This is a genomic window from Vibrio sp. 10N.222.47.A9 (assembly GCF_963872585.1).
In the GTDB taxonomy this organism is placed as follows: domain Bacteria; phylum Pseudomonadota; class Gammaproteobacteria; order Enterobacterales; family Vibrionaceae; genus Vibrio; species Vibrio splendidus.
Window position 1 is genome coordinate 94,479 of record NZ_CAWNBB010000029.1, and the last position, 21,846, is coordinate 116,324.

A 21,846-nucleotide genomic window follows, 5' to 3' on the forward strand; every position below is an offset into this window, starting at 1 on the left:
GTGAGTTGAAACGTTGGCGACGTAAACGTCATGACTTGTTTAGCTTTATGCTTATGGCCTGTTATCAATCACTTGTCGTTATTCGCTGCTAGGCATAATTTTATAGCAAGGAACGTAGTCAGTGCCACCCGGCAGTTTCATGCGATGTTGTTCAACAAAGTCATTCAGCACTTGGTCCATTTTGGTCATCAGCTCTTTGTCGCCATCAATCAGGAATGGGCCGTGTTTCTCTATCTCTAGAATACCTTCGGCTTTGACGTTACCGGCCACAATGCCAGAAAACGCTTTGCGTAAATTAGCCGCAAGGCTTTCTGTTTTCTGGTCCATATGAAGATCAAGTGCCGCCATAGACTCATGTGTCGGATCGAAGGGCAGTTGGAACTCAGGCTCAATATGCAGTGACCAGTTATAGCTATAAGCATCGCCGGTCTCTTTACGGTGAGAGCGTACATCTGGCATCGCTTGTTTCATGATTTTCGCAGCGCGTGCTGGATCATCAATTACGATTTCGTAGTGTTTCTGAGCCTCTTCCCCGAGGGTTTCACCGATGAACTTATCGATAGAGCGGAAGTAAGCTTCACTCTCTTTTGAACCCGTTAATACAATCGGCATGGGTTGGTCGACGTTATTTGGGTGCATCATGATCCCTAAGATATACAGCAACTCTTCAGCCGTACCGGGGCCACCAGGGAAAATAATGATGCCATGCGCCATACGAACGAATGCCTCAAGACGCTTCTCGATATCTGGCATGATCACCAGTTCGTTCACTATCGGATTTGGTGGCTCTGCAGCAATGATTGAAGGCTCGGTAAGCCCCAAGTAACGATGATCAGTATAGCGCTGCTTAGCGTGACCAATCGCCGCGCCTTTCATTGGCCCTTCCATTGCACCTGGTCCACACCCTGTACAGATGTTGAGTTCACGTAGGCCAAGTTCATTACCTACTTCACGAGTATATTGGTATTCAGTGGCGTTAATTGAGTGGCCACCCCAACACACGATCAGGTTAGGTTCGATGCCCGGCGTAAGTGCGCCTGCATTTCTCAAAATACCAAATACGAGGTTGGTAATATGAGTGGCATTAGTCAGGTTGAGTCTTTGATTGTCTGCAAGATGCATGTTGACATAGACAATGTCACGCAGCACTGAGAATAGGTGCTCTTGGATACCCTTGATGATTTCACCATCGACAAAGGCATGCTCTGGTGGGTTGCTCAGTTCGAGCTTGATACCACGCTCACGTCGCACGACTTCAACATCAAACGATTGATACTTGTCGAGTAACTCTTTGGAGTTGTCGGTGTGGCTTCCCGAGTTAAGTACCGCTAACGTACAGTTACGATACAGTTGGTACAGATCACTAGACGCGGTTTTCTTAAGACGCTCAACTTCAAGTTGAGAGAGTAAATCCATGCTACCGGCAGGGCTGATATGAGTGATCATAGTGCCTCCTTGTTGAAAAGAGCAGGGGGACGTTGAAGTGACCCTCTGGCTCGAGAGTGAGAAGCAAACGTTGAAAGTGTTTGGTTAAAGGTGAGAGAGTTAACCAGACGAAACGGTTACGACAGCGTTGCTTAATGGATTATATAATCTTGCTTAACAATCTATATGCAGGTGCTTAACTGTATATACATGGGTGCTTAATAGCAGATGTATAGATGCTTAAGAGCTAATATAAAATAAATTAAGAGCGTATATACAGCATTGCTTGCCAAGAATGCTTGTTAAGCGAATGTTAATCATTAGCTTAGCAAACATTGAGGGAAATGGTATGTGATAAGTATTTGAAAAAATGAAATAAATTAAATCTAAGGCTGGCTTAGTTCCAAACAAGTTGGTTGGTACCGCGTTGCTTTGCTTTGTTTAGCGTCTTATTAAGTCTCTCTAATACCTCTTCAGGCGTATCAGACTCTTTAAACTGAGTACTTGCCGCACACAAGGTAATCGTGATTTGTTGGTCACGGAACTTAAAGGGTAGGCGGCTTACTTGAGCTTGGATGTTTTGAATTACCTGGTGGCAATATTCATCGGTTTGTTCTGGCAACAGCAAGACAAACTCTTCTCCAGAAAAGCGAGCCACGGTATCGGTTGTGCCTGCTTCTTTAGTAATTGTTCTCGCGATGATTTTAAGTGCCTTATCACCCGCGGTATAACCAAAGCTGTCGTTGATGGCTTTGAAGTTGTCTATGTCGAGTAGCACTACGCGCAGTGAGTGTTGTGCACGAATCCAACGGCGATACTCAAGCTCTAAGCGATCAGTAAAGGCGGTGCGATTGTAAACTTTAGTGAGCGGGTCAAGTAGCATACGCTGAGCCTGATCTTCTAAGCGCTTGCGGTAATCTTGGGTGACTTCATAGAGTGAATCTAACTGAGTCTTCCCATAACTCATTCTCTCTATTAGAGCTTGTTCTTTCTGTTCTGCGTGATTCAGTCTTTCTGAAAGAGAGGCGATTTCAGTGAGTAGCGGATTAATCGTTCGCTTTAAACTATCAATTTCCTTCGCTTTCTCTACAGAGTTCTGGCTCTTAATGACAAGTTCACTTAACTCAGAGTTAAGGCCTTGGCGGTGCTCAAAGTAACTTTGGCTCTGATCGGCATTTTGGTCTGCCGTTTTGATACTGGAGGCCAGCGAAGAGTTTAGCTGATCGATAAATTGTTCAGACTTCTTACGCTCTAGGTTGGTGCCTTCAATTACTAGTTTGAGGATCTGAAGTGTCAGCTCAAGCAGATTTTGTGTGGAAACACCCAGTAGCAGTTTCGCTCGAATATCGGTAAGCAAATCACCCGATTCACCCTCGAAATCGAGTTCAGTGATCAGATGTTGTAATTCGTTTGATAGGTCGGAAAGGAGTTCTTGTTCCGGAGAATGCGTAACGTCGGCAAAATGAGTGCGTGAGTTATTCGCCATAATCTTAATGGCACGCTCATAAATACCGAGAAGTTTCATGGCATGGTCGACTTTCTGACTGCCATTGCATTCGGAGAAGCTAAGTAAGTTTCGTAGGTCGCGTTTAAGCTGTGCTGGAAGGCCTGTTATGCGTTGCAGCGTTTCCCCACTGTGCTTAATGCTATCGTCCAGATATCCGTTCTGTTTATCCATAGCCAACGTTTTCTGCTTAAGCATCCTTTCTAATACTGCCAGCTTTGGGATCATCGAGCTAATGTCTTTTTGCTTTTCTAGCTCTTCCCGAAGGGCAATGAGGTTTTCATCTAAATGGCTGTTACTGCCAACACATGCGTCACTTAAAGATGTGACGATACGCTTTAGAACTTTTTGTTCTCTAATAAATTTGAACGAGGTGTCTCTTTGCGTCAAACGGACCTGCTCCAACTGAAGTTTCAGCTGGTGGAGTTGCGCCTGAATGTCTTTTTCAAGAATGCCCATAGATGTATTAATTAGCGCCGCGTAGACCGAGCTCGATCATTTTGATGAAATTCCGTTGCATCGATAATAACAAAACTAAAAATAAGGTCACGGCTTGCCGCTCTTAACCGCTCGCAAATCAGTCATCTTTTAGCATTTTTTTGATGTTGTCCTCATTCTGGTATGACGATTGTATCTTTATTAACCCTTGATTAATCGCATGTTTACACGCTTCTCTTATGTTACCAGTTGCAAGGCTCGCTGCGGGCGCATTATCGATAGCTTTTAAATATACCCATTGGCTGCTGCGCTCTTTGAGACTGATCTCACGCGCTAGATTAGTCGACATCAATAAGACGTCGAGCAGTTCTTGGTCGTTAATTGCAGTGTAAGCACGTGGCAGGAACGGGTAGTCAGCGATGCCCATACGGACTGTTCGGTTGATGTTTCGCTCGGGTTCGAAGTTATTAACCCAAGATTGAATCTTTCTGAACAGGGCTTCAGGTGATAAATCACGGTCAGCGTTGGGCTCGATATAAAGCAGGTTCGCATCCGAGAAATGGTAGACACGAGCTGGGCCTTCAAGCTTAGATTTGAGGAATTCACCAAAAGCATCTTCGAGTTCTAGGCCTGCTTTGTAACCGTTCTGCGTGTACATATTACGTAGGAAAGGTAAGTCAATCATCACGAAGCGTAAACGGTCGTTGAGCGGTTCATGAATCAATTCACCAAGCTGCCACTGCTCAAAGGTTTGGCTGGTTTGTTCCAATGAATTTGAGAGTTTCGCATTCAGCATTCTTAGATTAGGAAGCTTAGAACGCGAATGCGTAAAGAGGTCGGTACGCAGTGAATCGACCTCTTTGGCTAAGGTTTGAATGAGGTAGCCTCGGCGCAGCACAAAGAAGAATAAGACAATGCTGAACAAGAATAGGGCAAACGAAATCTTTTGGAACTTACGATGTTCTAGTTTGTATTTCTCTAGCTCTTGCTCTTGGCCTGCATAGTGCAGGGTTTGTTCGGCAAACTCTTTTTGTTGGCGGAATGCGTCTTCCCCAACACGGTTGAGTTTTTGCTGCTCTAAAGAGACAAGGCTGTTGTATTGCTTGAGATTTGCCAATGCTTGCTGTGGACGACCTGCCTGTTCATAACCCAAAGAAAGTAAATAGTATGAGCGTTGCGACAGGCGCATATTTTCTACCTGACGCGATATCTCAAGTGCACGTGTCGCATGCTTGATCACATCTTCGCTCTCTTGCAGGTGGTAAGCCAATCCTGCTGATAATAGCGCAGCACGACCTTCCAGTTTTGGAATGTCGGTGTACTCAAGCAGTTCAAGGGCACGGGTTAAGTACTGCTCAGCTAGAGGGTAGTTATAGAGGCGTAAGTAAGTTGCCGATAGACTTAGACGAATATCGATGACTTGGTGGATATCTCTGTCGGTACTTTCGTGGTCAAGGACGTTGAAAAAATGCACAAGAGCAAGGTTATATTTACCTTGTAAGAAGTACACATCACCCATCTTTTTAAGTACTTGAGCTAATATGGGAGAGTTTTCAAAGTTATCGTAAAAATCAGCAGCTTGAGATAGATGTTCTAATGCCTTGTCTAAGACTTGGCGCTCAAAGAAAAGCTGTGCAAGCAGGCGATTGACCTTAGCTAAGCGTGAACTCAGGTTACCTTCTACTGATTTCCAGTAGCCATACAACAACTCAGAGAGTGCGTGGTTGTACTCTTTATGGGTTAGATAAAATTCACCGACCGAGATGTGGTAGTCGATGGTAACTTTTTCTGAGTAACGCTGATCGAGGTAGGTTTTCGCTTCTTGGTAGAACTTCTCGGCTTCGTCGACCTTATTGTCATAAGAGGCGATATCAGCTTTCAGCATGATCAAACGATAGGTAATACCTTCTGTTAAACGTAAGGTTTTATTCACCGATTCTAGGTTTGCTTCAATACTTGTCAGCTCTGCTGTTGCTGTGGCTGACTTTCTGTCACTCAGCCAAAGTAAGCGAACTTTTAGGATCTGAAGGTCCAACTTTAAGTAATTAAGCTTATAGGTTTTTGCGAGCTCAGAGGCTTTGTCGATGTTTTTAATCGCAATACGAATGTTGCCTAGGTTGTATTCCGCCTTGGCTAAGATTTTATACGCATCGATACTGCTGTTTGGCGTTCTAATTGAAGAGTCTGTCTCTTCGCGAGAAATCGCTGAAGGGCTTTTCTCACGTTGATCCGAAAGGACACGCAGCGTTAGGTAACTGTTGGCCATTTGTTTTGCTTGGCTCGGCTCAATCTCTACAAGGTTGTTAGCCTCGTTGAGTAGCGCCGACGAATAAACCGACGCATTGACCGATGTGCTTAAGCTTAAAATAAATAGACTAACAACGTATAACCAACGCATTTCAATGTCCCTTTAAAGATTTGGTAGGTTCAAATAAGTGTGGGCGGTTCACGCCGACTATTGGCGAGCCATACGCTTATTGTGGCTTGGTCTATCTTGCTCTGTTGAACGGTATGGATTGATATCCAGACCACCACGACGCGTGTAACGTGCAAACACGGTTAGCTTCGATGGCGCACAGTATTTCATGATATCAGTGAAGATGCGCTCAACACATTGTTCGTGGAATTCATTGTGCTCACGGAAAGAAACTAAATAGCGTAGCAGAGCTTCACGGTCAATTTGCTTGCCTGAATATGCGATCTCAACGCTGCCCCAATCCGGTTGGTTGGTGATCAAGCAGTTCGACTTCAATAAGTGGCTATGCAGAGTTTCTTCTACTTCTTGTTCGCCAGCAGCACCTTCAAGCAGTGACGCTTCAAAATCATAGCTGGTGATTTGGATATCTTGGTTGTCGATACAGTCACCTTCCATCGTCACGATAGGTTGGTTAGTGTAGTCGGTTACTGAGTTTACATTCACAATCACAGGTTCGCCTGCACATGCAGACAAATCTTGGGTCAGGCGCTCAGTGACTTGAGCCCAGTTTTCAAATTGAGTCTGGTTATAGCTGTTTAGGTACAGTTTGAAAGATTTTGATTCAATTAAATTTTGGCTGGTGGCTGGGATGAAAACTTCACCCACCGCTACTTGTGGTAGGCCGTTGATGTTTAGCCACGAAAGCTCGTACATCGTCCAAATATCATGACCAACAAAAGGCAGCTCGCCGTTTAGCGCAAGATCATCGCGATTAAGGCTACGAGGCACTGGTTGCAATAAACTTGCATCGTATTGGTTAGAGTACTCAGTTTTTTGGCCAAGGGTTAAACCCGCTAGCTCTTTTGCGTCAGAATATTTGCTCATACTTTCGTTTCAAATTCGATTAGAATGGGGTCGATTTTACTGAATCCCCCTTACCCTGTCATTAAGTCATCGCTTAATAGGTGCTGAAAGGGCTCGGATTCTATTCATTATTTTGTGTTTAGGAGATTTTCATGACTCAACGTGCTCAAGACGCACTACTTTCTTTTAGTCAGCGATACGTTGACGCGTGGCAGCAGCAACACCAAAGCTTACCTCGTAATGAGGAGTTGGTGGACATCGTATCGCCATGCGTAGAAGAAAAGAGTGGCGACGCCGTGTTGTGGAAGCACTATCCACGTGAGCAATTCGCGGATTTCACCAACGTTGAAACCGGTATTGAGTTGACTCTGCATGGAGACATTAAGACTTTCTACGGTGCACAATTCAGCGCAGATATGAACGCGACCTTCGATGGTAACGAATTGACTCTGTTACAGATTTGGAGTGATGAAGACTTCGAATGCCTGCAAGAAAACATTTTAGGTCACCTAGTCACTCAGCGTCGTTTAAAGCTAAAACCAACGGTTTTCATTGCCGCGACCGATGCAGAGCTTGATGTTATCTCTATCTGTAATCTGACGGGTAACGTGATCCTAGAGCGCTTAGGCACCAAAAATCGTGATGTACTAGCCGAGACATTGGCAGAATTTTTAGAAAAGCTACAACCAGCGGTATAAATAGATGTACGTACTAGAGCTTCAATTTGAGTGTTTTGATAACACAACGGTCAGCGCTGTCGATAAAGCAGTTAATGGCTTGATGGATGCACTTCGTTACAACGGACAAGTGCTAGGCCGTGAGTTTCCAATCGTGATGGGCGACGGCGAATTCTATGTTCGCGTTGTGTGCCCCGAACAAGACAGCTTACACCCACGTAATCATTCAGATTTCGTAAAGGTCTGTTTTGAACGCTTATCAGCGGCGAGTTTATTAGCGCCTAAGATGCGTCTGCTTGGTCGAGATCTGAACTCAGAAGAAGTGGCAGAAGATGAAACGCCAAGCTGGCAGGTGTTATACACGACATTCGTGCATACCTGTTCGCCGTTGCGTAGTGGCGATAGCTTGCTACCAATCCCTTTGTATCGCAATCCTCCTACATTCAATGGTGACCATAAAGCCGTGTTGAAATGGCAGACTGAATGGCAAGCCTGTGATGAAGTACAAATGGGCGGGGGTTGCCGTGCTGAACATGCAACGCTGACCGAGATTAGCGATACCAAAAGCGTATTGTTCAAACGCGGCTGGGGCTTGAGAGGGCGCATTGAGTACCTCACTAAGATCCCAACGTATTACTACTTATACCGTGTGGGCGGCATTAGCTTAAAAGCTGAAAAAGAGCGTAAATGCCCACAATGTGGTGGCGAATGGCTGCTTGATGCGCCTATTCACGATATTTTCTATTTCAAGTGTGATGACTGTCGATTGGTGTCAAACATCTCTTGGGATCACCTGAAGTAACCCTTCTGTGGTTATTTAAACGTCGTATTTTAGATATCGGAGTATTGCTTAAGTGCTCCGATATCGATTTCCCCTTTATATCAATCGTTTATCATCTTGTTTTCCTACTCGATTTCGCGACTCACAAGCTATCTTTTCCCAATCTTTATTACTCTCCAATTGTTCGCTACTGTTCCCCCCAATCCAATTGTTCGCTACTGTTCCCCCCAAGTAGGTACAGAACGTGATATTCCCCTCTTTCTGTAGCTCCAACGTATTCATAGAAATAATCCAACACCCATCAACTTTTAGTTACCTCAATAGTTAGCCTGATCACAATAATCAATCAGTTCTCTTTCAATTTATATTCTTCTCAATATAAATGGGATCGATCCCATGGGAGTGTTCCCATTTATAAAAACAACCTGATTCTAGATCTGAAAGGAATGGACGATGAAACTGTTACCTATTGCTGCTGCACTCTCTACTGCTTTACTTGCCCCTAATTTATACGCTGATGAAACCACGCCATTGGAGTTCAATGGTTACATGCGCGGAGGCGTTGGCCTGAGTAATGAAGGCGGCTCAAACAGCAAGTGGGAGGTGAGTAAAGTTGGCCGACTCGGCAACGAAAATGACCTGTATGGTGAGTTTGGTTTTAAGAAAGAGGTGTATGCAGAGGACGACGTTTCATTTTTAGTTGATTCCATGTTGTCGTACTGGCAAGGCCAAGATGAAAACGCGGCAGATAAAAGCGTTGATGTGGTGCAATTGAATGTTCAGGCTGTGGGGCTTTTTGAAGATAAGGACATTGGAATTTGGGCGGGTGAACGTTACTACCAGCGTCATGATGTGCACATCGTTGACAACTACTACTGGGATGTCAGTGGTATTGGTGCTGGTGTTGAACACATCAATATGGGCCCAGGTAAATTATCGGTAGCTTTGATTCAAGACACCGTTACGGGTGATGTATTTGATGGCAAAGAAACCACAGCCATGATTGCAGACGTGCGCTATGCCGGGATTCCACTGTGGAACAATGCGGATCTTGAGGTCGGTATTGATATGAACTTCGCCAATGAAAAACAAGGTCAAACGGTCGATGCGGATGACAGCGTAATGCTAACGGCAAGCTTGAATCAAAATCTTACAGGTGGCTTCAATAAAACGATTCTACAGGTTGCTAACTCTGGTTATGCCGAGCAGATGACAACCTTTGGTACCGGTAAGGGCATCGTACGTGATGCAAACAATAATGACGCCGAGGGCTTCCGATTGATTAACTGGGGCGTGCTTGCGATTGGCGAGAACATCGAGTTTGGCCACACTGTTCGTTATGCTGCATCAACCGGTGTTGGCGCCAATAACAGTGATGATGATTCTTTCAGTGCGGTAATTCGCCCGCTTTACAAGTGGGACAAGCGTATGCGTACCATTCTTGAAATTGGTGGCTTTGTTGAAACTATCGATAACAAAGATGGGGCGGGTGGTAAATTCACAATTGCTCAGGCCTGGGTTCCACAAGTGGGTTTCTGGTCTCGTCCTGAATTCCGTATCTTTGCGACTTACCTAAACGATGCTGAAAACGACAATGCTTTCGGTGAAGGTAAAAACAGTGAAATGAGTGTTGGTATGCAAGTGGAAGCTTGGTGGTAAGTCGAACTTTCTTGTAAATTCTAACCAATAAAAAGGGGCTGACGTTATGTCAGCCCCTTCGGGTATCTATACAGTGCTGTCGTTTAGTTGATTACCAACCTTTAACTACGCCACCTTGGAAGATATCAGAAGCTGCGTTGTACACTTCTTCAGTTTGGTAAGCTTTTACGAAGTTCTGTACATTTTCAGCGTTTAGATTTTCTTCACGAGAAACGATTAGGTTTACATATGGAGAGTCTTTGTCTTCAACGAAGATGCCGTCTTTTTGCGGAGTCAGGTTGATAGAGCTCGCGTAAGTTGTGTTGATGATAGACAGTGCAACATCATCAAGAGAACGTGGCAGTTGAGCTGCGTCTAGTTCAACAATCGTTAGGTTCTTAGGGTTACCCACAATGTCACGAACGGTTGCTAGAAGACCAGCGCCTTCACGAAGTTCAAGTAGACCTTGTTGCTCAAGAAGAAGTAGAGAGCGACCTAGGTTTGTAGGGTCGTTTGGTACTGCAATACGAGCGCCGTCTTGGATTTCATCTACAGATTTCACTTCTTTAGAGTAACCTGCAATTGGGTAAACAAACGTGTTACCAGCGATTGTTAGCTTGTAACCACGGTCAGCCACTTGCTGATCTAGGTACGGTGCGTGTTGGAATGCATTGATATCGATAGAACCGTCATCTAGAGCTGCGTTTGGTGTTACGTAATCTGTGAACGTCACTAACTCAACATCTAGGCCGTACTGCTCTTTTGCTACTTTAGCCGCTACTTCTGCAACTTGTGCTTCAGCACCTGCCATTACGCCAACTTTGATTTTAGAAGTATCCACTTCTTTCTCGCCACAACCTGCTAGTACTAGCGCTGAAGCTGCCGCTGCGATAGTCAGTAAACCTTTAAGGCTAAATTTCATAATAATCTCCTTTTAATAAATCTATTGAATTTGGTTCAGACGACTCTTGTCTTAGATAGTTTGCGTTTTAACGCTGAGTCTTTATCTGTGGTCAACGCGGCGAACCAATGAATCACCGATTGATTGAATAATTTGTACCAGCACAATCAACATTACTACTGTCACAGCCATGATGGTCACATCGTAGCGGTGGAATCCGTAACGAATCGCGACATCACCTAGGCCACCGCCGCCTACAGTTCCGGCCATTGCTGAGTAGCTCACCAGAGTCACTAACGTAATCGTTACTGAGTTGATGATAGTCGGAAGTGCTTCAGGAAGCAGAACCTTATTGATGATTTGTGTTGGTGTTGCGCCCATTGATTGAGCTGCTTCTACTAGACCTGTTGGTACTTCAAGTAGCGCACTTTCGATAAGTCGAGCCACGAATGGGATAGCGCCAATCGTTAGTGGAACAATCGCTGCGGTTGTACCGATGAAGGTACCAATCAACATCTTAGTCAGTGGGATGATTGCAACCATCAGTACTAAGAAGGGCACTGAACGGCCTACGTTGACAACCGCACCAAGAATTTTGTTTAGTTTGGTGTTCTCTAACAGACCACCTTTTTTAGTCGTGTGTAGAATCACGCCTAATGGGATTCCGACAGCGAAACCAACGATGCCTGCAACAGCAACCATGTAAAGAGTTTCACCTGTTGCGCCTAATAGAAGGTTACCGTTAAGGCTGATCCAGTCAGCAATCTCGTTGAAACTAAAGGACATAGCCAAGCACCTCTACTTTTACATTGTTGTCGCGTAGGAATTGGATAGCAGCATTATCATCTGCTTCATTACCGAACAATTCAGCAACCATCATGCCGAACTTCACGCCGCCGGCGTAATCAAGGTCAGAGCTTAAGATGCTAACGTCGATGTTGAATTTGCGTGCGATTTGCGTCATCAACGGAGCATCGACCGTTGCACCTGTAAACTCAAGGCGTACCAGTGGATAGCTGCTGTTTACGCGAGTATCTTGCAAACGTGCTTGGTAATCTTCAGGAATCGTTAGATCGAGCGTTGAACGAATGAACTGATGTGCCAGCTCTGTTTTAGGGTGTGCGAATATTTCACCCACAGTGCCTTTCTCTACTAGCTCACCATCACCAATGATCGCGACTTCGTGACAGATGCTTTTAACCACATCCATTTCATGAGTAATCAGTAGGATAGTGATACTCAACTTACGGTTAATTTCGCGTAGCAGCTCAAGAATAGATTGAGTTGTTGCTGGATCCAGCGCACTGGTCGCTTCATCACATAGCAGTACTTTTGGGTCTGACGCTAGCGCACGAGCAATCGCGACGCGCTGCTTTTGACCACCACTTAAGTTCGCAGGGTAGGTATCACGCTTATCCGATAGACCAACAAGCTCAAGTAGTTCACTCACTTTCGCTTCAATCGCAGCTTTATCTCTACCAGCAAGCTCTAAAGGCAGTGCTACGTTGTTAAATACAGTACGAGAAGACAGCAGATTGAAGTGTTGGAAGATCATGCCGATGTTACGGCGAGCTTCGCTGAGTTCTGATTTGCTGAGTTTTGTCAGGTCAATACCGTCAACAATAACTTCACCTGAGGTCGGGGCTTCCAACATATTTACACAACGGATCAGGGTACTTTTGCCTGCACCTGAAGAGCCGATAACTCCAAAGATTTGACCTTGAGGTATGTGAAGGTTGATATCGATTAAGGCATTGATTTCTTTAGTGCCTTGATAAAAAACCTTGTTGACTTGATTCACTTTAATCATAGAGAAACCCGTGCAGGTGGAACAGAATAATATGTCGATAGCTCGCTCGATTTACAGACGATGCTATGGTGTTCTATGATCTAAGTCAATAGATATTTTTACGTCTAGACGGCTAAACGTCGATTGTGTTGCTAAGGTAGAAACAAATCGTTAACGAACGCAAAACTAAATAGATAGTGATGAAGCAAATAAAGCGTGTAATAATTAATGATTAATAGAGAGTTGATAGAGAACTGAATTTTGTCTAAACCGGCTGTTTTTTTAGATCGTGATGGTGTGATTAACGTTGATCATGGCTACGTACATGATGAGCATGACTTTGAATACATCGATGGTGTGTTTGAAGCGGCAAAAGCGTTTAAAGATATGGGCTATTTATTGGTACTTGTGACCAACCAATCTGGTATAGCACGTGGCAAGTTTAGCGAAGATCGTTTTCTTTCTTTGACGCAGTGGATGGATTGGAACTTTGTCGATAATGGCGTTGAGTTAGATGGTATCTATTACTGTCCTCATCACCCTGAACACGGCATTGGCGACTACAAGCAAGATTGTGAATGTCGCAAGCCTAAACCTGGTATGTTCATTTCGGCGCGTGATTTTCTTAAAATTGATATGGCTAACTCTGTCATGATTGGCGATAAAGCTGAAGACATGATGGCCGCAGAAGCCGCTGGTGTTGGTACCAGAGTATTGGTGAGAACCGGTAAACCCGTGACAGAAAAGGGTGAGGCACTTGCCAGTGTCGTGCTAGATAGCATTAAAGATGTACCCGCTTTCCTGAAAGGCTGATACATTTTCCTATCGTTAACAGGCTTACTTATTTCGTGGGTTCTAACCAGTCAACTGGGGTGCTAACCCATAAATAAGATATCAGCGCCGTTAACTATATAAAGATGAGGAACGCAGTATGAAAGCATTGTTGGCAGCATCTCTATGTACGATAGCGTTAGTTGGGTGTTCTAAATCCGCGGCGCCTGATGGTGCAGTCTCGGACGATCAATTCGTGACTTATCAATGTGAGTCTGACGCTTCATTTAAGGTCGCTTACCTTGGTCATGAAAAAGCGGTATTACGTTTGCCAGATAATGAATATCGCCTAACTCAAATAGCGGCAGGTTCAGGAACGAAGTACATCTTAGATGATGGAACCTCTGAACTGATCAATAGCGTCACTTTACGCACTAAAGGTGACAACGCACGTCTAGAACTTGGTCGTGTCGTCTATAAAAATTGCCGAAAGTAAGTCATAGTTAACTTCTAGGATTTACAAACAGTTAAGTGAGGGGGTATGCCCTCGCTTTTTCCTCTCTTCCCTTTAACGTTAGACTTTTTATGAGCAAAAAACTCACTATTCTCGATATTGCTAAGCTGTCCGGTGTTGGTAAGTCAACCGTATCTCGCGTTCTGACCAATGATCCAAAAGTGAAACCTGAAACCCGTGAAAGGGTGGAAAGAGTAATTCAAGAATCTGGGTACTCGCCTTCAAAGTCTGCACAGTCTATGCGCGGTGGCAGTCAAAAAGTCATCGGCGTAATCATTTCTCGTCTGGACTCTCCTTCTGAAAACAAAGCGGTAAGTACGATGCTGGCCGAATTGTATCGAGCGGATTACGATGTGGTGATCATGGAAAGTCAGCTTGATAGAGAAAAAGCCAATGAGCATCTGCAGGTTCTCAAGCGTCGCAATGTAGACGGCATCATTGTATTCGGTTTTACTGACTGTGATATTCCTGCGATTGAAGCTTGGGAACACAAAGCGGTGGTGATTGCTCTGGATACCGAGAACGTGACGTCGATTAACTATGATAACCAACAGGTGATCAATAGTGCGTTAACGCATTTAGCAGATCAGGGGATCTCTGAGGTTGGCTTCATTGGCGTTGATCCTAGTGATAAATCAACCGGTGAACTGCGTCTTAAGGCTTATCTCGAGTGGTGTGAAAATACAGGTTCAATTGCGAACTATCGTACTGGTCAACTTCATCATGAAAGCGCTTATCAGTTGGTGGATGAGGTGCTTGCTCCTGCGACTCAAGCGATTGTCTGTGCGAGTGATACACTGGCTCTTGGCGTAATCAAACGTCTGCAAGAGTTACAACGTGAAGATGTGGTGGTGACTGGCGTTGGTGGCAATGATCTTCTCTCTTTCTTGTTCCCTCGAGTATTTAGCATTGATCCTGGATATCAATCTGCGGGGAAATTAGCCGCTAATCTATTGATCTCTCAGCTTTTAGGCAATGCAGAGATCTCTCATCACACTCAATCTCCTATTCTATAATCCACTCAATCAAGCGAAATTGAACCGCTTAGATTAAAATTAGAGTGTGATCTCTTTCAATTAATGGGACTGTTCCCATTTTAATTTATCATTCATGAGGGCATTATAATACCCGTAATTGGGAATGTTCCCATTAATCTAAATCGAGTGGTTATAGCTGCATGGTTTAGAAGAGTAATTGAATGAAACCAGGGTGGGGTAGTATGAGTAAGATAGCGAAGCAAGACGTTGCGCGTCTTATCGAGTTAGTCGGTGGCAAAGAGAATATTGCGAGTGTCAGCCATTGTCTGACTCGACTGCGTTTTGTATTGAACGATACGGAACAAGCGAACAAAGCAGAATTAGAGAAGCTTAAGCTGGTAAAAGGTTGCTTTACTAACGCAGGTCAATTCCAAGTGGTTATTGGCACCGAGGTTGATGAGGTGTACGCACTTCTGATTGAGCAAACCGGTAAAGATGCATCATCAAAAGATGAGGCGAAGTTGGCTGCTCGTCAAAACATGAATTTCCTTGAGCGTGGTATCTCCCATTTAGCCGAAATTTTTGTACCACTGCTGCCTGCCATTATTACTGGTGGTTTGATTCTTGGTTTCCGTAATGTGATTGGCGACATTCGCATGTTCGACGGCAAAACCTTGGTTGAGATCAGCCAGTTTTGGGCAACCGTTCATTCTTTCTTATGGTTGATTGGCGAAGCTATTTTCTTCTTCCTACCGGTTGGTGTGTGTTGGGCGACGGTTAAGAAACTCGGCGGAACGCCAATTCTGGGTATCACACTCGGTGTGACCTTGGTTTCTCCACAGTTGATGAACGCTTACATGATAGGTAAATCGGTGCCTGAGGTGTGGGACTTTGGTTTGTTCGTGATTGAGAAAGTCGGCTATCAAGCTCAGGTGATCCCTGCAATGTTAGCGGGTGTGGCTCTGGCTTTCATTGAGACCAACCTTAAGCGGATTGTTCCTTCTTATCTGTACCTGGTTGTCGTGCCATTTGTCTCGATCATCTTGTCTGTGATTCTAGCGCACGCTTTCATTGGCCCATTCGGTCGTATGTTAGGTGATGGTGTGGCATTCGCGGCTAAAGTGGCAATGACCGGCGACTTCGCCATTCTTGGTTCAGTGGTCTTTGGCTTCCTATACGCACCTTTGGTTATTACAGGTATTCACCACACAACCAACGCTGTGGATCTACAACTGATGCAAGACTTAGGTGGCACACCAATCTGGCCTTTGATTGCGCTATCAAACATTGCACAAGCTTCAGCGGTTGTCGGCATCATCATTTTGAGTAAGCGCGAAGGCGAACGAGACATCTCGGTACCAGCAGCAATCTCAGCGTACCTAGGTGTGACGGAACCAGCGATGTACGGCATCAACCTTAAATATAAATTCCCCATGTTGAGCGCAATGATAGGCAGTGCTGCGGCCGCCGCGATTTGTGGCAGCGCAGGGGTGATGGCGAATGGTATCGGTGTTGGCGGCTTGCCGGGTATCTTATCGATTCAACCGCAATATTGGTCGATTTACTTAGTCGCGATGCTGGTGGCGGTTGTACTGCCGATAACGTTGACATTGTTCTTCTATAAACGAGCACAGATGAAAGGCGAGCTAGAAACCGCCAACGCGTAATGCATTTAACAAGCGATGACTTCAGGTAAGTCATCGCTTTTTCTCTTATTTATAGCTTTTTCTTTTAGTTATAACGGCTATTCGACCATGATTCACATGGTGATTTTTATTTTATATTTTCTGGTAAGTGAGTGTTAGAGATGGCGATGACTGAACATGATGAAAGCTGGTGGAAAACCGCAACCATCTATCAAATCTACCCAAAGAGCTTTTGTGACAGTGGCAGTAAAGGTACTGGCGATATCAAAGGGATCATTTCGAAACTGGATTACCTCAAAAACTTGAGCGTGGATGCGATTTGGCTAACCCCTGTTTACGCATCTCCTATGATCGATAATGGCTACGATATTTCAGACTACTACGCGATTAACCCTCAATTCGGCACCATGGAAGACTTCGACTTGTTACTGTCTGAAGCGCATCAACGTGGCATCCGTATCGTGATGGATATCGTGGTAAACCATACTTCGACAGAGCATGCATGGTTTCAGTCTGCACTGGGTGACAAAAACAGCCCATACCGTGATTATTACATCTGGAAAGACCCAGTAAACGGTCAAGCACCAACCAACTGGCAGTCTAAGTTCGGTGGTAATGCATGGGAAATGGATGAAGCCACTGGTCAGTATTTCTTACATCTATTTGCGAAAGAACAGGCCGACCTCAATTGGGAGAACCCGGTTGTACGTGAAGAAGTGAAAGACGTTATCAGCTTCTGGGCTGAAAAGGGCGTCGATGGTTTCCGCCTTGATGTCATTAACCTGATTTCGAAGCAGCAAGACTTCCCTAATGATGATATTGGCGATGGTCGTCGTTTCTATACCGATGGCCCGCGCGTACATGAATACCTAAAAGAGATCAGCGAAGCGGTATTCCAGAAGTACGGTAGCGTGACTGTAGGCGAGATGTCTTCAACCACGTTGGAGCATTGTCAGCAATATTCAAACGTTGATAACAGCGAGCTATCGATGGTGTTTAACTTCCACCACCTTAAGGTCGATTACACCAATGGTGAGAAGTGGACTAATGCTCCGTTTGACTTCTTACAGCTCAAGTCGATCTTTAACCACTGGCAAACGGGATTGAACGGCAAAGGTTGGGGCGCACTATTCTGGTGTAACCACGACCAACCAAGAGTCGTGAGCCGCTTAGGTAACAATCAACAATATCGTGTTGAGTCGGCTAAAATGTTGGCTGCTTCTGTGCACATGATGCAAGGCACACCTTATATCTATCAAGGTGAAGAGATTGGGATGACCAACCCGGGTTACACCGAGATCAGCCAGTATCGTGATGTAGAGAGTACCAATATGTACGACATCATGGTTAACCGTGATGGTGTGGCTCATGAAGATATGATGGCGATTTTAGCGCAGAAATCTCGTGATAACTCTCGTACACCAATGCAATGGAACAGTGAGCCTTACGCTGGCTTTTCGCTATCACAGCCATGGTTAGATGTTGCGAATAACTACACTGAGATCAATGCTGAGCAAGCGCTTGAAGATAAAGACTCGGTCTTCTATTTCTATAAGAGTTTGATTGAGTTACGTAAACAAGTACCAGTGATTACGGATGGCAGTTATCAAGATCTACTGCCTGAGCACTCATCCATTTTTGCGTATGCACGTGAAAGTGAAGGACAAACTCTGCTGTGCATTAACAACTACTATGGTGAAGAGGCTGAATGCGTTTTACCTGAACGTTTTGAGATGGCGAAGGCTAAGAGCTTGTTGTCTAATTATCAAGTGAGCGAGAGTTTAGTGGCGTCTCATCATCAAGTTTTGCGACCTTACGAGACTCGTATTCTATTGTTCGAAGGTTAGCCTTGTTTTTATTTCAATCGGCTTGATTCTCATTCCCCTTAAAGGATTCGGCTGCTAAAAGGCTTTGGAGTGCTCCCCAAAGCCTTTTTTATTGTTTGCGGTTAGCACACGGTTAAGCTTAGGTTTAGTGAATCTAAGTCAAGGCTAGCTAATTGAGGTCAGTATCGCTGCTGATTCTTCAATAGTAGATTGCTCTACAGATATCAATTCAATCTGTTCAATTAAGCCGATGCTTGGGTTGAACCAGCGCTCTGATGATGTGCCAAATTCTGCGGAATCCATGCCTTCACAGTTGATGTTGTAGGTGTTTTTCTCTGTTAGGTTCGCAGCTTCGATCGATTTATCAGAGATCTTGAAACTCTTACGTACACCTGTTTCTTCAATCTGTTGTTGCCATGTGACTCGGCACGAGGCGTCAGTTGGAAGGCTTGCTACCCACGAGTGATCTTCAAAGTCATTTAGCATGTTAGCGACTGCTTCGCCATCTAACGTGACTTGTAACGAAACGGTTTCTTCACTGATATCAATGATCGGGTTGCTCTCTTTTACGTCTGTTCCTTTCAAACGGAACATTGGGCTGCTGTACATCATTCTTGTGATGTATTGGCTACCAATGAAGTAAGCGTTGGTGATTTCGTGTAACCCACGGTCCGGACCTGCAAAATAAATGCTGCCGTCTTCTTGTGTACCTTCAGCATTCGTCATGATGTCTTCAGAAACATAAAATTCGGTGATGCCGTAATTGATCAGGTCATTGATAACTTGAACGACCGCTTCATTGCCGGCCTCTTCTTGTAACCCTGCAATAATGAGCTCACCGCTTAAAGGAGTGAAGTTCATTGTCATCACGCCTTCAGTCTGACCATCTTTGGTAAACGAGTAGCCCAATGTTGTTTCTGGTTTAGGGGAAAATGCAGAGCTCGCAATCGGGTAATCAACCTGACTGCTTGGACCTTTATTACCATCTGTAGAACCAGAAGAAGAGCCGCCGCCGCCACAACCATAGAGAGCAAAGAGAGAGGTCGCTAGCAGCGTCATTGTTTTTTTCATGTTGAACATTCCTAAAGTTGGAAGCCCTTGGTGGGCCCGATGTTTTTAGGAATGTTATTGTTTGAAGAGTAAATAGGGCAAAAAACGAAGTCACATAAGATCTTAATTTATGTTTAAGTTATTTATTTTAAATGGTTTTTTGTTTTGATTTGAGATCTGTTGCCCAACAGCTGTGCAGTAATTCAGCATTAAGCTTTCCCACTGTTTTATGATAAGTGGGTCTTTAACGCTTAGCTTCAAGCTCTTCCAAGGTTGCAGGCAGGTCGATTTTGATTCTGGTTTGGATAGCCGGGCGAATAGATCTTCGGATGGAACCACTCTCAATAAGGCAACTAGAGACTCCATGTAGTTCAGGCGAAACTTCTCCATGTTGTCTTGCTTATAAGCGATATGAGATACCATCATATAAACCAACGCATTTTCGATCGTAGAGTTGCCTGAGGTATTGGTCAGAAGCTCTTTTGCGGTTTGCAGGTCTCTTAGTTTGAAATGAATGATACCAAGCCACAGCTTCAGTTCGTCTGGTAGTCGGTTAAAACGAGTTTGAACAAGGTTAGTGAACGCGACGAGCTTCTTCTGATCTGTTTCAAATAGCGCAAGTTGACGCGCAATCAGAGTCGACGTCATGGTGTTGAGCTTAATGCCATCCAACGCTATGGCTTTTCCACTTAGCAATTCGCTGACTTCGGCATTGTCGACTGACCATTCTGGCGGTAATGGTGCTGGCAGTGCAAAATAGTTAGCTAGCTCTCGGTTGATCTCCATAAGGCTGCTGCTGATATTATTGACATCAATAGAGTAAACACCACCAAATGCGAGCTTTCCTGAGTTTGGGTAAATCAGGCTTATCTTTGCGATAAGGCGTTTGTCCACTTCTTGATCTTTGAGCTGAATGTTAAGCAGGTAATCACTGGTACGCATGTTCTTTGCGCCCGGAAAGAAGGGAGAGCTATCAATAGGGTCAAGGAAGTAGCTTGGCGCATCTTGGTTAGCAAGATCGGTGTAGGCGTATTCAATCTGTTGTTGAAGTAATAGTGCTTTTACGACTTTTCGGTATTTTCTGGAATTCTCACCAATGGCATCCAATCGGTTCAGGAGAAGCTCAACCTTAGGAATCAATCGTTGGTCACGTTCAATTTCTGAAGCGCGAGTGGGAGATTGCCAAAGCATGTAACCCATTACCGCAGTGCTGATCAGCAAAGCCAAAGACACCACGACTAACCAAGGGTTAACTGGATTAGATCTATTCCCTTCTTGACTGACTGGAGATTCCAGTTCTGCATCATTCGGTGCAGTTTCAGGGGAGGTCGCAGCAAAACTAACCGAGTTTGGGTTTAGAAAATAGCCTTTACGTGGGTAAGTCACTAGTATTTTGGTTGCGTCGCTATCAGGCAGGTGTTTTTGAAGTACTGAACGTAAGGTACTGATTCGGTTGGTCAGAACATTTTTGGAAATGAAGTTGCTTTGCCATACTGATTCAATGATGTGCTCGGCGGCGAGCGGTTGACCAACGCTGGTAAGAAATAACTCTAAGAGCTCGATAGAACGAGGCTCTAAATCAATGATCTGCTCGTCGCAGCTTAAGACTCGTGTGTTGGGGTTGAACTCCAAGCCTTCAATATAAATAGAGGCTTGTTGGTCTTTGGCGCTGGAGAGGTAATCTTGCATAGAAAAGGCGACGGTTTATAAAACCTAAATTCTAGCTGTTTTTGTTACTAAAAACAGCTAGTAATTCATAGGGGGATGGGTATTAAGACGCGTAATTTACCGAGTAACGAGTAGGCTTGTGGTTCATTGCTAATACGATGTTCAATACTGCGGTGCCCAATACCGAAACGGCAATTACCCAAGGCGATACGAAGAAGCAAGACGCAAACAGAATACAGGCATCAATGCCCATCTGAGTTTTACCTACAGAGATGCCATAGCGGTCTTGGATGAACAAGCATAATACGTTGAAGCCACCCAAGCTTGAGCGGTGACGGAATAGGATTAACATACCTAAGCCCATTAACAAGCCACCGGCAACAGCACAGTAGATCTCGTTATGAACTTCTAGTGAGATAACGAGGTATAAATGATCGGCAAACACAGAAACTAACGCACCAGCAATTGCACTGCTAATGGCAAAGCTACGGCCAAATCGTTTCCACGCTAATAAATAGAATGGACAGTTGGCCACAAAGTACAAAATACCGAAGGTTACAGGTAAGAATTGACTCAAAAGCAGAGCCAAGCCAGTAGTACCACCGGTAAGCAGGTTCGCTGACTGTAAAAAGAAGACGCCTAACGCCACTAAAAACGTGCCAGTGAGAATAGCTACCCAATCTTCTTTACGTGAGTGTTTTTCCATCGTTTTAATAATTACCTAACCAATAAAGGCGTGCATAGTAGAGAAAAACCTTAGCTTTCGGTAGCTTGAGGGGCAAAATTAAGGTAAACCTATGTAATCTGCGTTTTACAGGGTGTAAAGCGTAAAATTGACAGTAAGCGTCATCTTTGGTTGGATAAGCTTAATAACCATGATGAATCTTATATGTGATTATGAAAAAACTGCATGATAAAATTGCAATTAGCTCTTTATGACCTAGATCAAATTATGTAGAAT

The 21,846-nt window shown here is 44.5% G+C and carries 18 protein-coding genes; 8 read left to right on the plus strand and 10 right to left on the minus strand.

The window, feature by feature from the left end:
• Nucleotides 1-78: 78 nt before the first annotated feature.
• The 4 genes from ppnN to queF all read right to left on the minus strand — a co-directional run bounded on the left by ppnN (nucleotide 79) and on the right by queF (nucleotide 6,668).
• A complete protein-coding gene (gene ppnN / locus AACT19_RS07775) occupies nucleotides 79-1,446 on the minus strand; it encodes a nucleotide 5'-monophosphate nucleosidase PpnN (protein ID WP_076645939.1) in 1,368 nt (455 codons plus the stop codon).
• 376 nt (nucleotides 1,447-1,822) lie between these two features.
• Nucleotides 1,823-3,388 (minus strand): GGDEF domain-containing protein, encoded by a 1,566-nt coding sequence (locus AACT19_RS07780; RefSeq protein WP_004734387.1) that lies wholly within the window; start codon nucleotides 3,386-3,388, stop codon nucleotides 1,823-1,825.
• A 118-nt stretch (nucleotides 3,389-3,506) separates the two neighbouring features.
• Nucleotides 3,507-5,765, minus strand: coding sequence for a tetratricopeptide repeat protein (locus AACT19_RS07785; RefSeq protein ID WP_004734388.1), 2,259 nt, complete (start codon nucleotides 5,763-5,765; stop codon nucleotides 3,507-3,509).
• 57 nt (nucleotides 5,766-5,822) lie between these two features.
• Nucleotides 5,823-6,668 carry an NADPH-dependent 7-cyano-7-deazaguanine reductase QueF gene (gene queF / locus AACT19_RS07790; protein ID WP_017089737.1) on the minus strand — a complete coding sequence of 282 codons (846 nt, stop codon included), beginning with the start codon at nucleotides 6,666-6,668 and terminating at the stop codon, nucleotides 5,823-5,825.
• Between the two features lie 131 nt (nucleotides 6,669-6,799).
• On the opposite strand from queF, the gene syd reads away from it, so the two are divergent.
• From syd to AACT19_RS07805, 3 genes are all read left to right on the plus strand, one after another.
• Nucleotides 6,800-7,345, plus strand: coding sequence for a SecY-interacting protein (gene syd, locus AACT19_RS07795; protein WP_076645940.1), 546 nt, complete (start codon nucleotides 6,800-6,802; stop codon nucleotides 7,343-7,345).
• Between the two features lie 4 nt (nucleotides 7,346-7,349).
• Complete coding sequence (locus tag AACT19_RS07800; RefSeq protein ID WP_004734369.1) at nucleotides 7,350-8,126, plus strand: Zn-ribbon-containing protein; 777 nt, start codon at nucleotides 7,350-7,352, stop codon at nucleotides 8,124-8,126.
• A gap of 432 nt (nucleotides 8,127-8,558) precedes the next feature.
• Nucleotides 8,559-9,764 carry a carbohydrate porin gene (locus AACT19_RS07805; RefSeq protein ID WP_076645942.1) on the plus strand — a complete coding sequence of 402 codons (1,206 nt, stop codon included), beginning with the start codon at nucleotides 8,559-8,561 and terminating at the stop codon, nucleotides 9,762-9,764.
• A 91-nt stretch (nucleotides 9,765-9,855) separates the two neighbouring features.
• Here the strand turns inward: AACT19_RS07805 and AACT19_RS07810 are convergent, their stop codons facing one another.
• The 3 genes from AACT19_RS07810 to metN all read right to left on the minus strand — a co-directional run bounded on the left by AACT19_RS07810 (nucleotide 9,856) and on the right by metN (nucleotide 12,454).
• Nucleotides 9,856-10,665 carry a MetQ/NlpA family lipoprotein gene (locus tag AACT19_RS07810; protein WP_004734371.1) on the minus strand — a complete coding sequence of 270 codons (810 nt, stop codon included), beginning with the start codon at nucleotides 10,663-10,665 and terminating at the stop codon, nucleotides 9,856-9,858.
• 81 nt (nucleotides 10,666-10,746) lie between these two features.
• A complete protein-coding gene (locus AACT19_RS07815) occupies nucleotides 10,747-11,430 on the minus strand; it encodes a methionine ABC transporter permease (protein WP_004734372.1) in 684 nt (227 codons plus the stop codon).
• On the minus strand, nucleotides 11,420-12,454 hold the full coding sequence (gene metN / locus AACT19_RS07820; RefSeq protein WP_004734373.1) for a methionine ABC transporter ATP-binding protein MetN: 1,035 nt from the start codon (nucleotides 12,452-12,454) through the stop codon (nucleotides 11,420-11,422). Before metN ends, AACT19_RS07815 begins: the two co-directional genes overlap by 11 nt.
• A 240-nt stretch (nucleotides 12,455-12,694) precedes the next feature.
• Between metN and gmhB the strand changes: the two genes are divergently transcribed.
• The 5 genes from gmhB to treC all read left to right on the plus strand — a co-directional run bounded on the left by gmhB (nucleotide 12,695) and on the right by treC (nucleotide 18,188).
• Nucleotides 12,695-13,246, plus strand: a complete 552-nt coding sequence (gmhB, locus tag AACT19_RS07825; RefSeq protein WP_004734374.1) for a D-glycero-beta-D-manno-heptose 1,7-bisphosphate 7-phosphatase — start codon at nucleotides 12,695-12,697, stop codon at nucleotides 13,244-13,246.
• Nucleotides 13,247-13,364: 118 nt separating this feature from the next.
• Complete coding sequence (locus AACT19_RS07830) at nucleotides 13,365-13,700, plus strand: MliC family protein (protein WP_076645943.1); 336 nt, start codon at nucleotides 13,365-13,367, stop codon at nucleotides 13,698-13,700.
• Between the two features lie 89 nt (nucleotides 13,701-13,789).
• Entirely contained in the window at nucleotides 13,790-14,734 is a 945-nt protein-coding gene (gene treR, locus AACT19_RS07835) for a trehalose operon repressor TreR (RefSeq protein ID WP_004734376.1), read from the plus strand.
• 203 nt (nucleotides 14,735-14,937) lie between these two features.
• Complete coding sequence (gene treB, locus AACT19_RS07840) at nucleotides 14,938-16,362, plus strand: PTS trehalose transporter subunit IIBC (protein ID WP_016791314.1); 1,425 nt, start codon at nucleotides 14,938-14,940, stop codon at nucleotides 16,360-16,362.
• A 140-nt stretch (nucleotides 16,363-16,502) separates the two neighbouring features.
• A complete protein-coding gene (gene treC, locus AACT19_RS07845) occupies nucleotides 16,503-18,188 on the plus strand; it encodes an alpha,alpha-phosphotrehalase (protein ID WP_076645944.1) in 1,686 nt (561 codons plus the stop codon).
• A gap of 144 nt (nucleotides 18,189-18,332) precedes the next feature.
• On the opposite strand, the gene AACT19_RS07850 is transcribed toward treC, so the two are convergent.
• The 3 genes from AACT19_RS07850 to AACT19_RS07860 form a co-directional block, all read right to left on the minus strand.
• Complete coding sequence (locus tag AACT19_RS07850) at nucleotides 18,333-19,238, minus strand: hypothetical protein (RefSeq protein ID WP_076645945.1); 906 nt, start codon at nucleotides 19,236-19,238, stop codon at nucleotides 18,333-18,335.
• A 102-nt stretch (nucleotides 19,239-19,340) separates the two neighbouring features.
• On the minus strand, nucleotides 19,341-20,906 hold the full coding sequence (locus AACT19_RS07855) for a winged helix-turn-helix domain-containing protein (RefSeq protein ID WP_076645946.1): 1,566 nt from the start codon (nucleotides 20,904-20,906) through the stop codon (nucleotides 19,341-19,343).
• Between the two features lie 82 nt (nucleotides 20,907-20,988).
• Nucleotides 20,989-21,591 (minus strand): YitT family protein, encoded by a 603-nt coding sequence (locus AACT19_RS07860; protein ID WP_016784986.1) that lies wholly within the window; start codon nucleotides 21,589-21,591, stop codon nucleotides 20,989-20,991.
• Nucleotides 21,592-21,846: the final 255 nt, after the last annotated feature.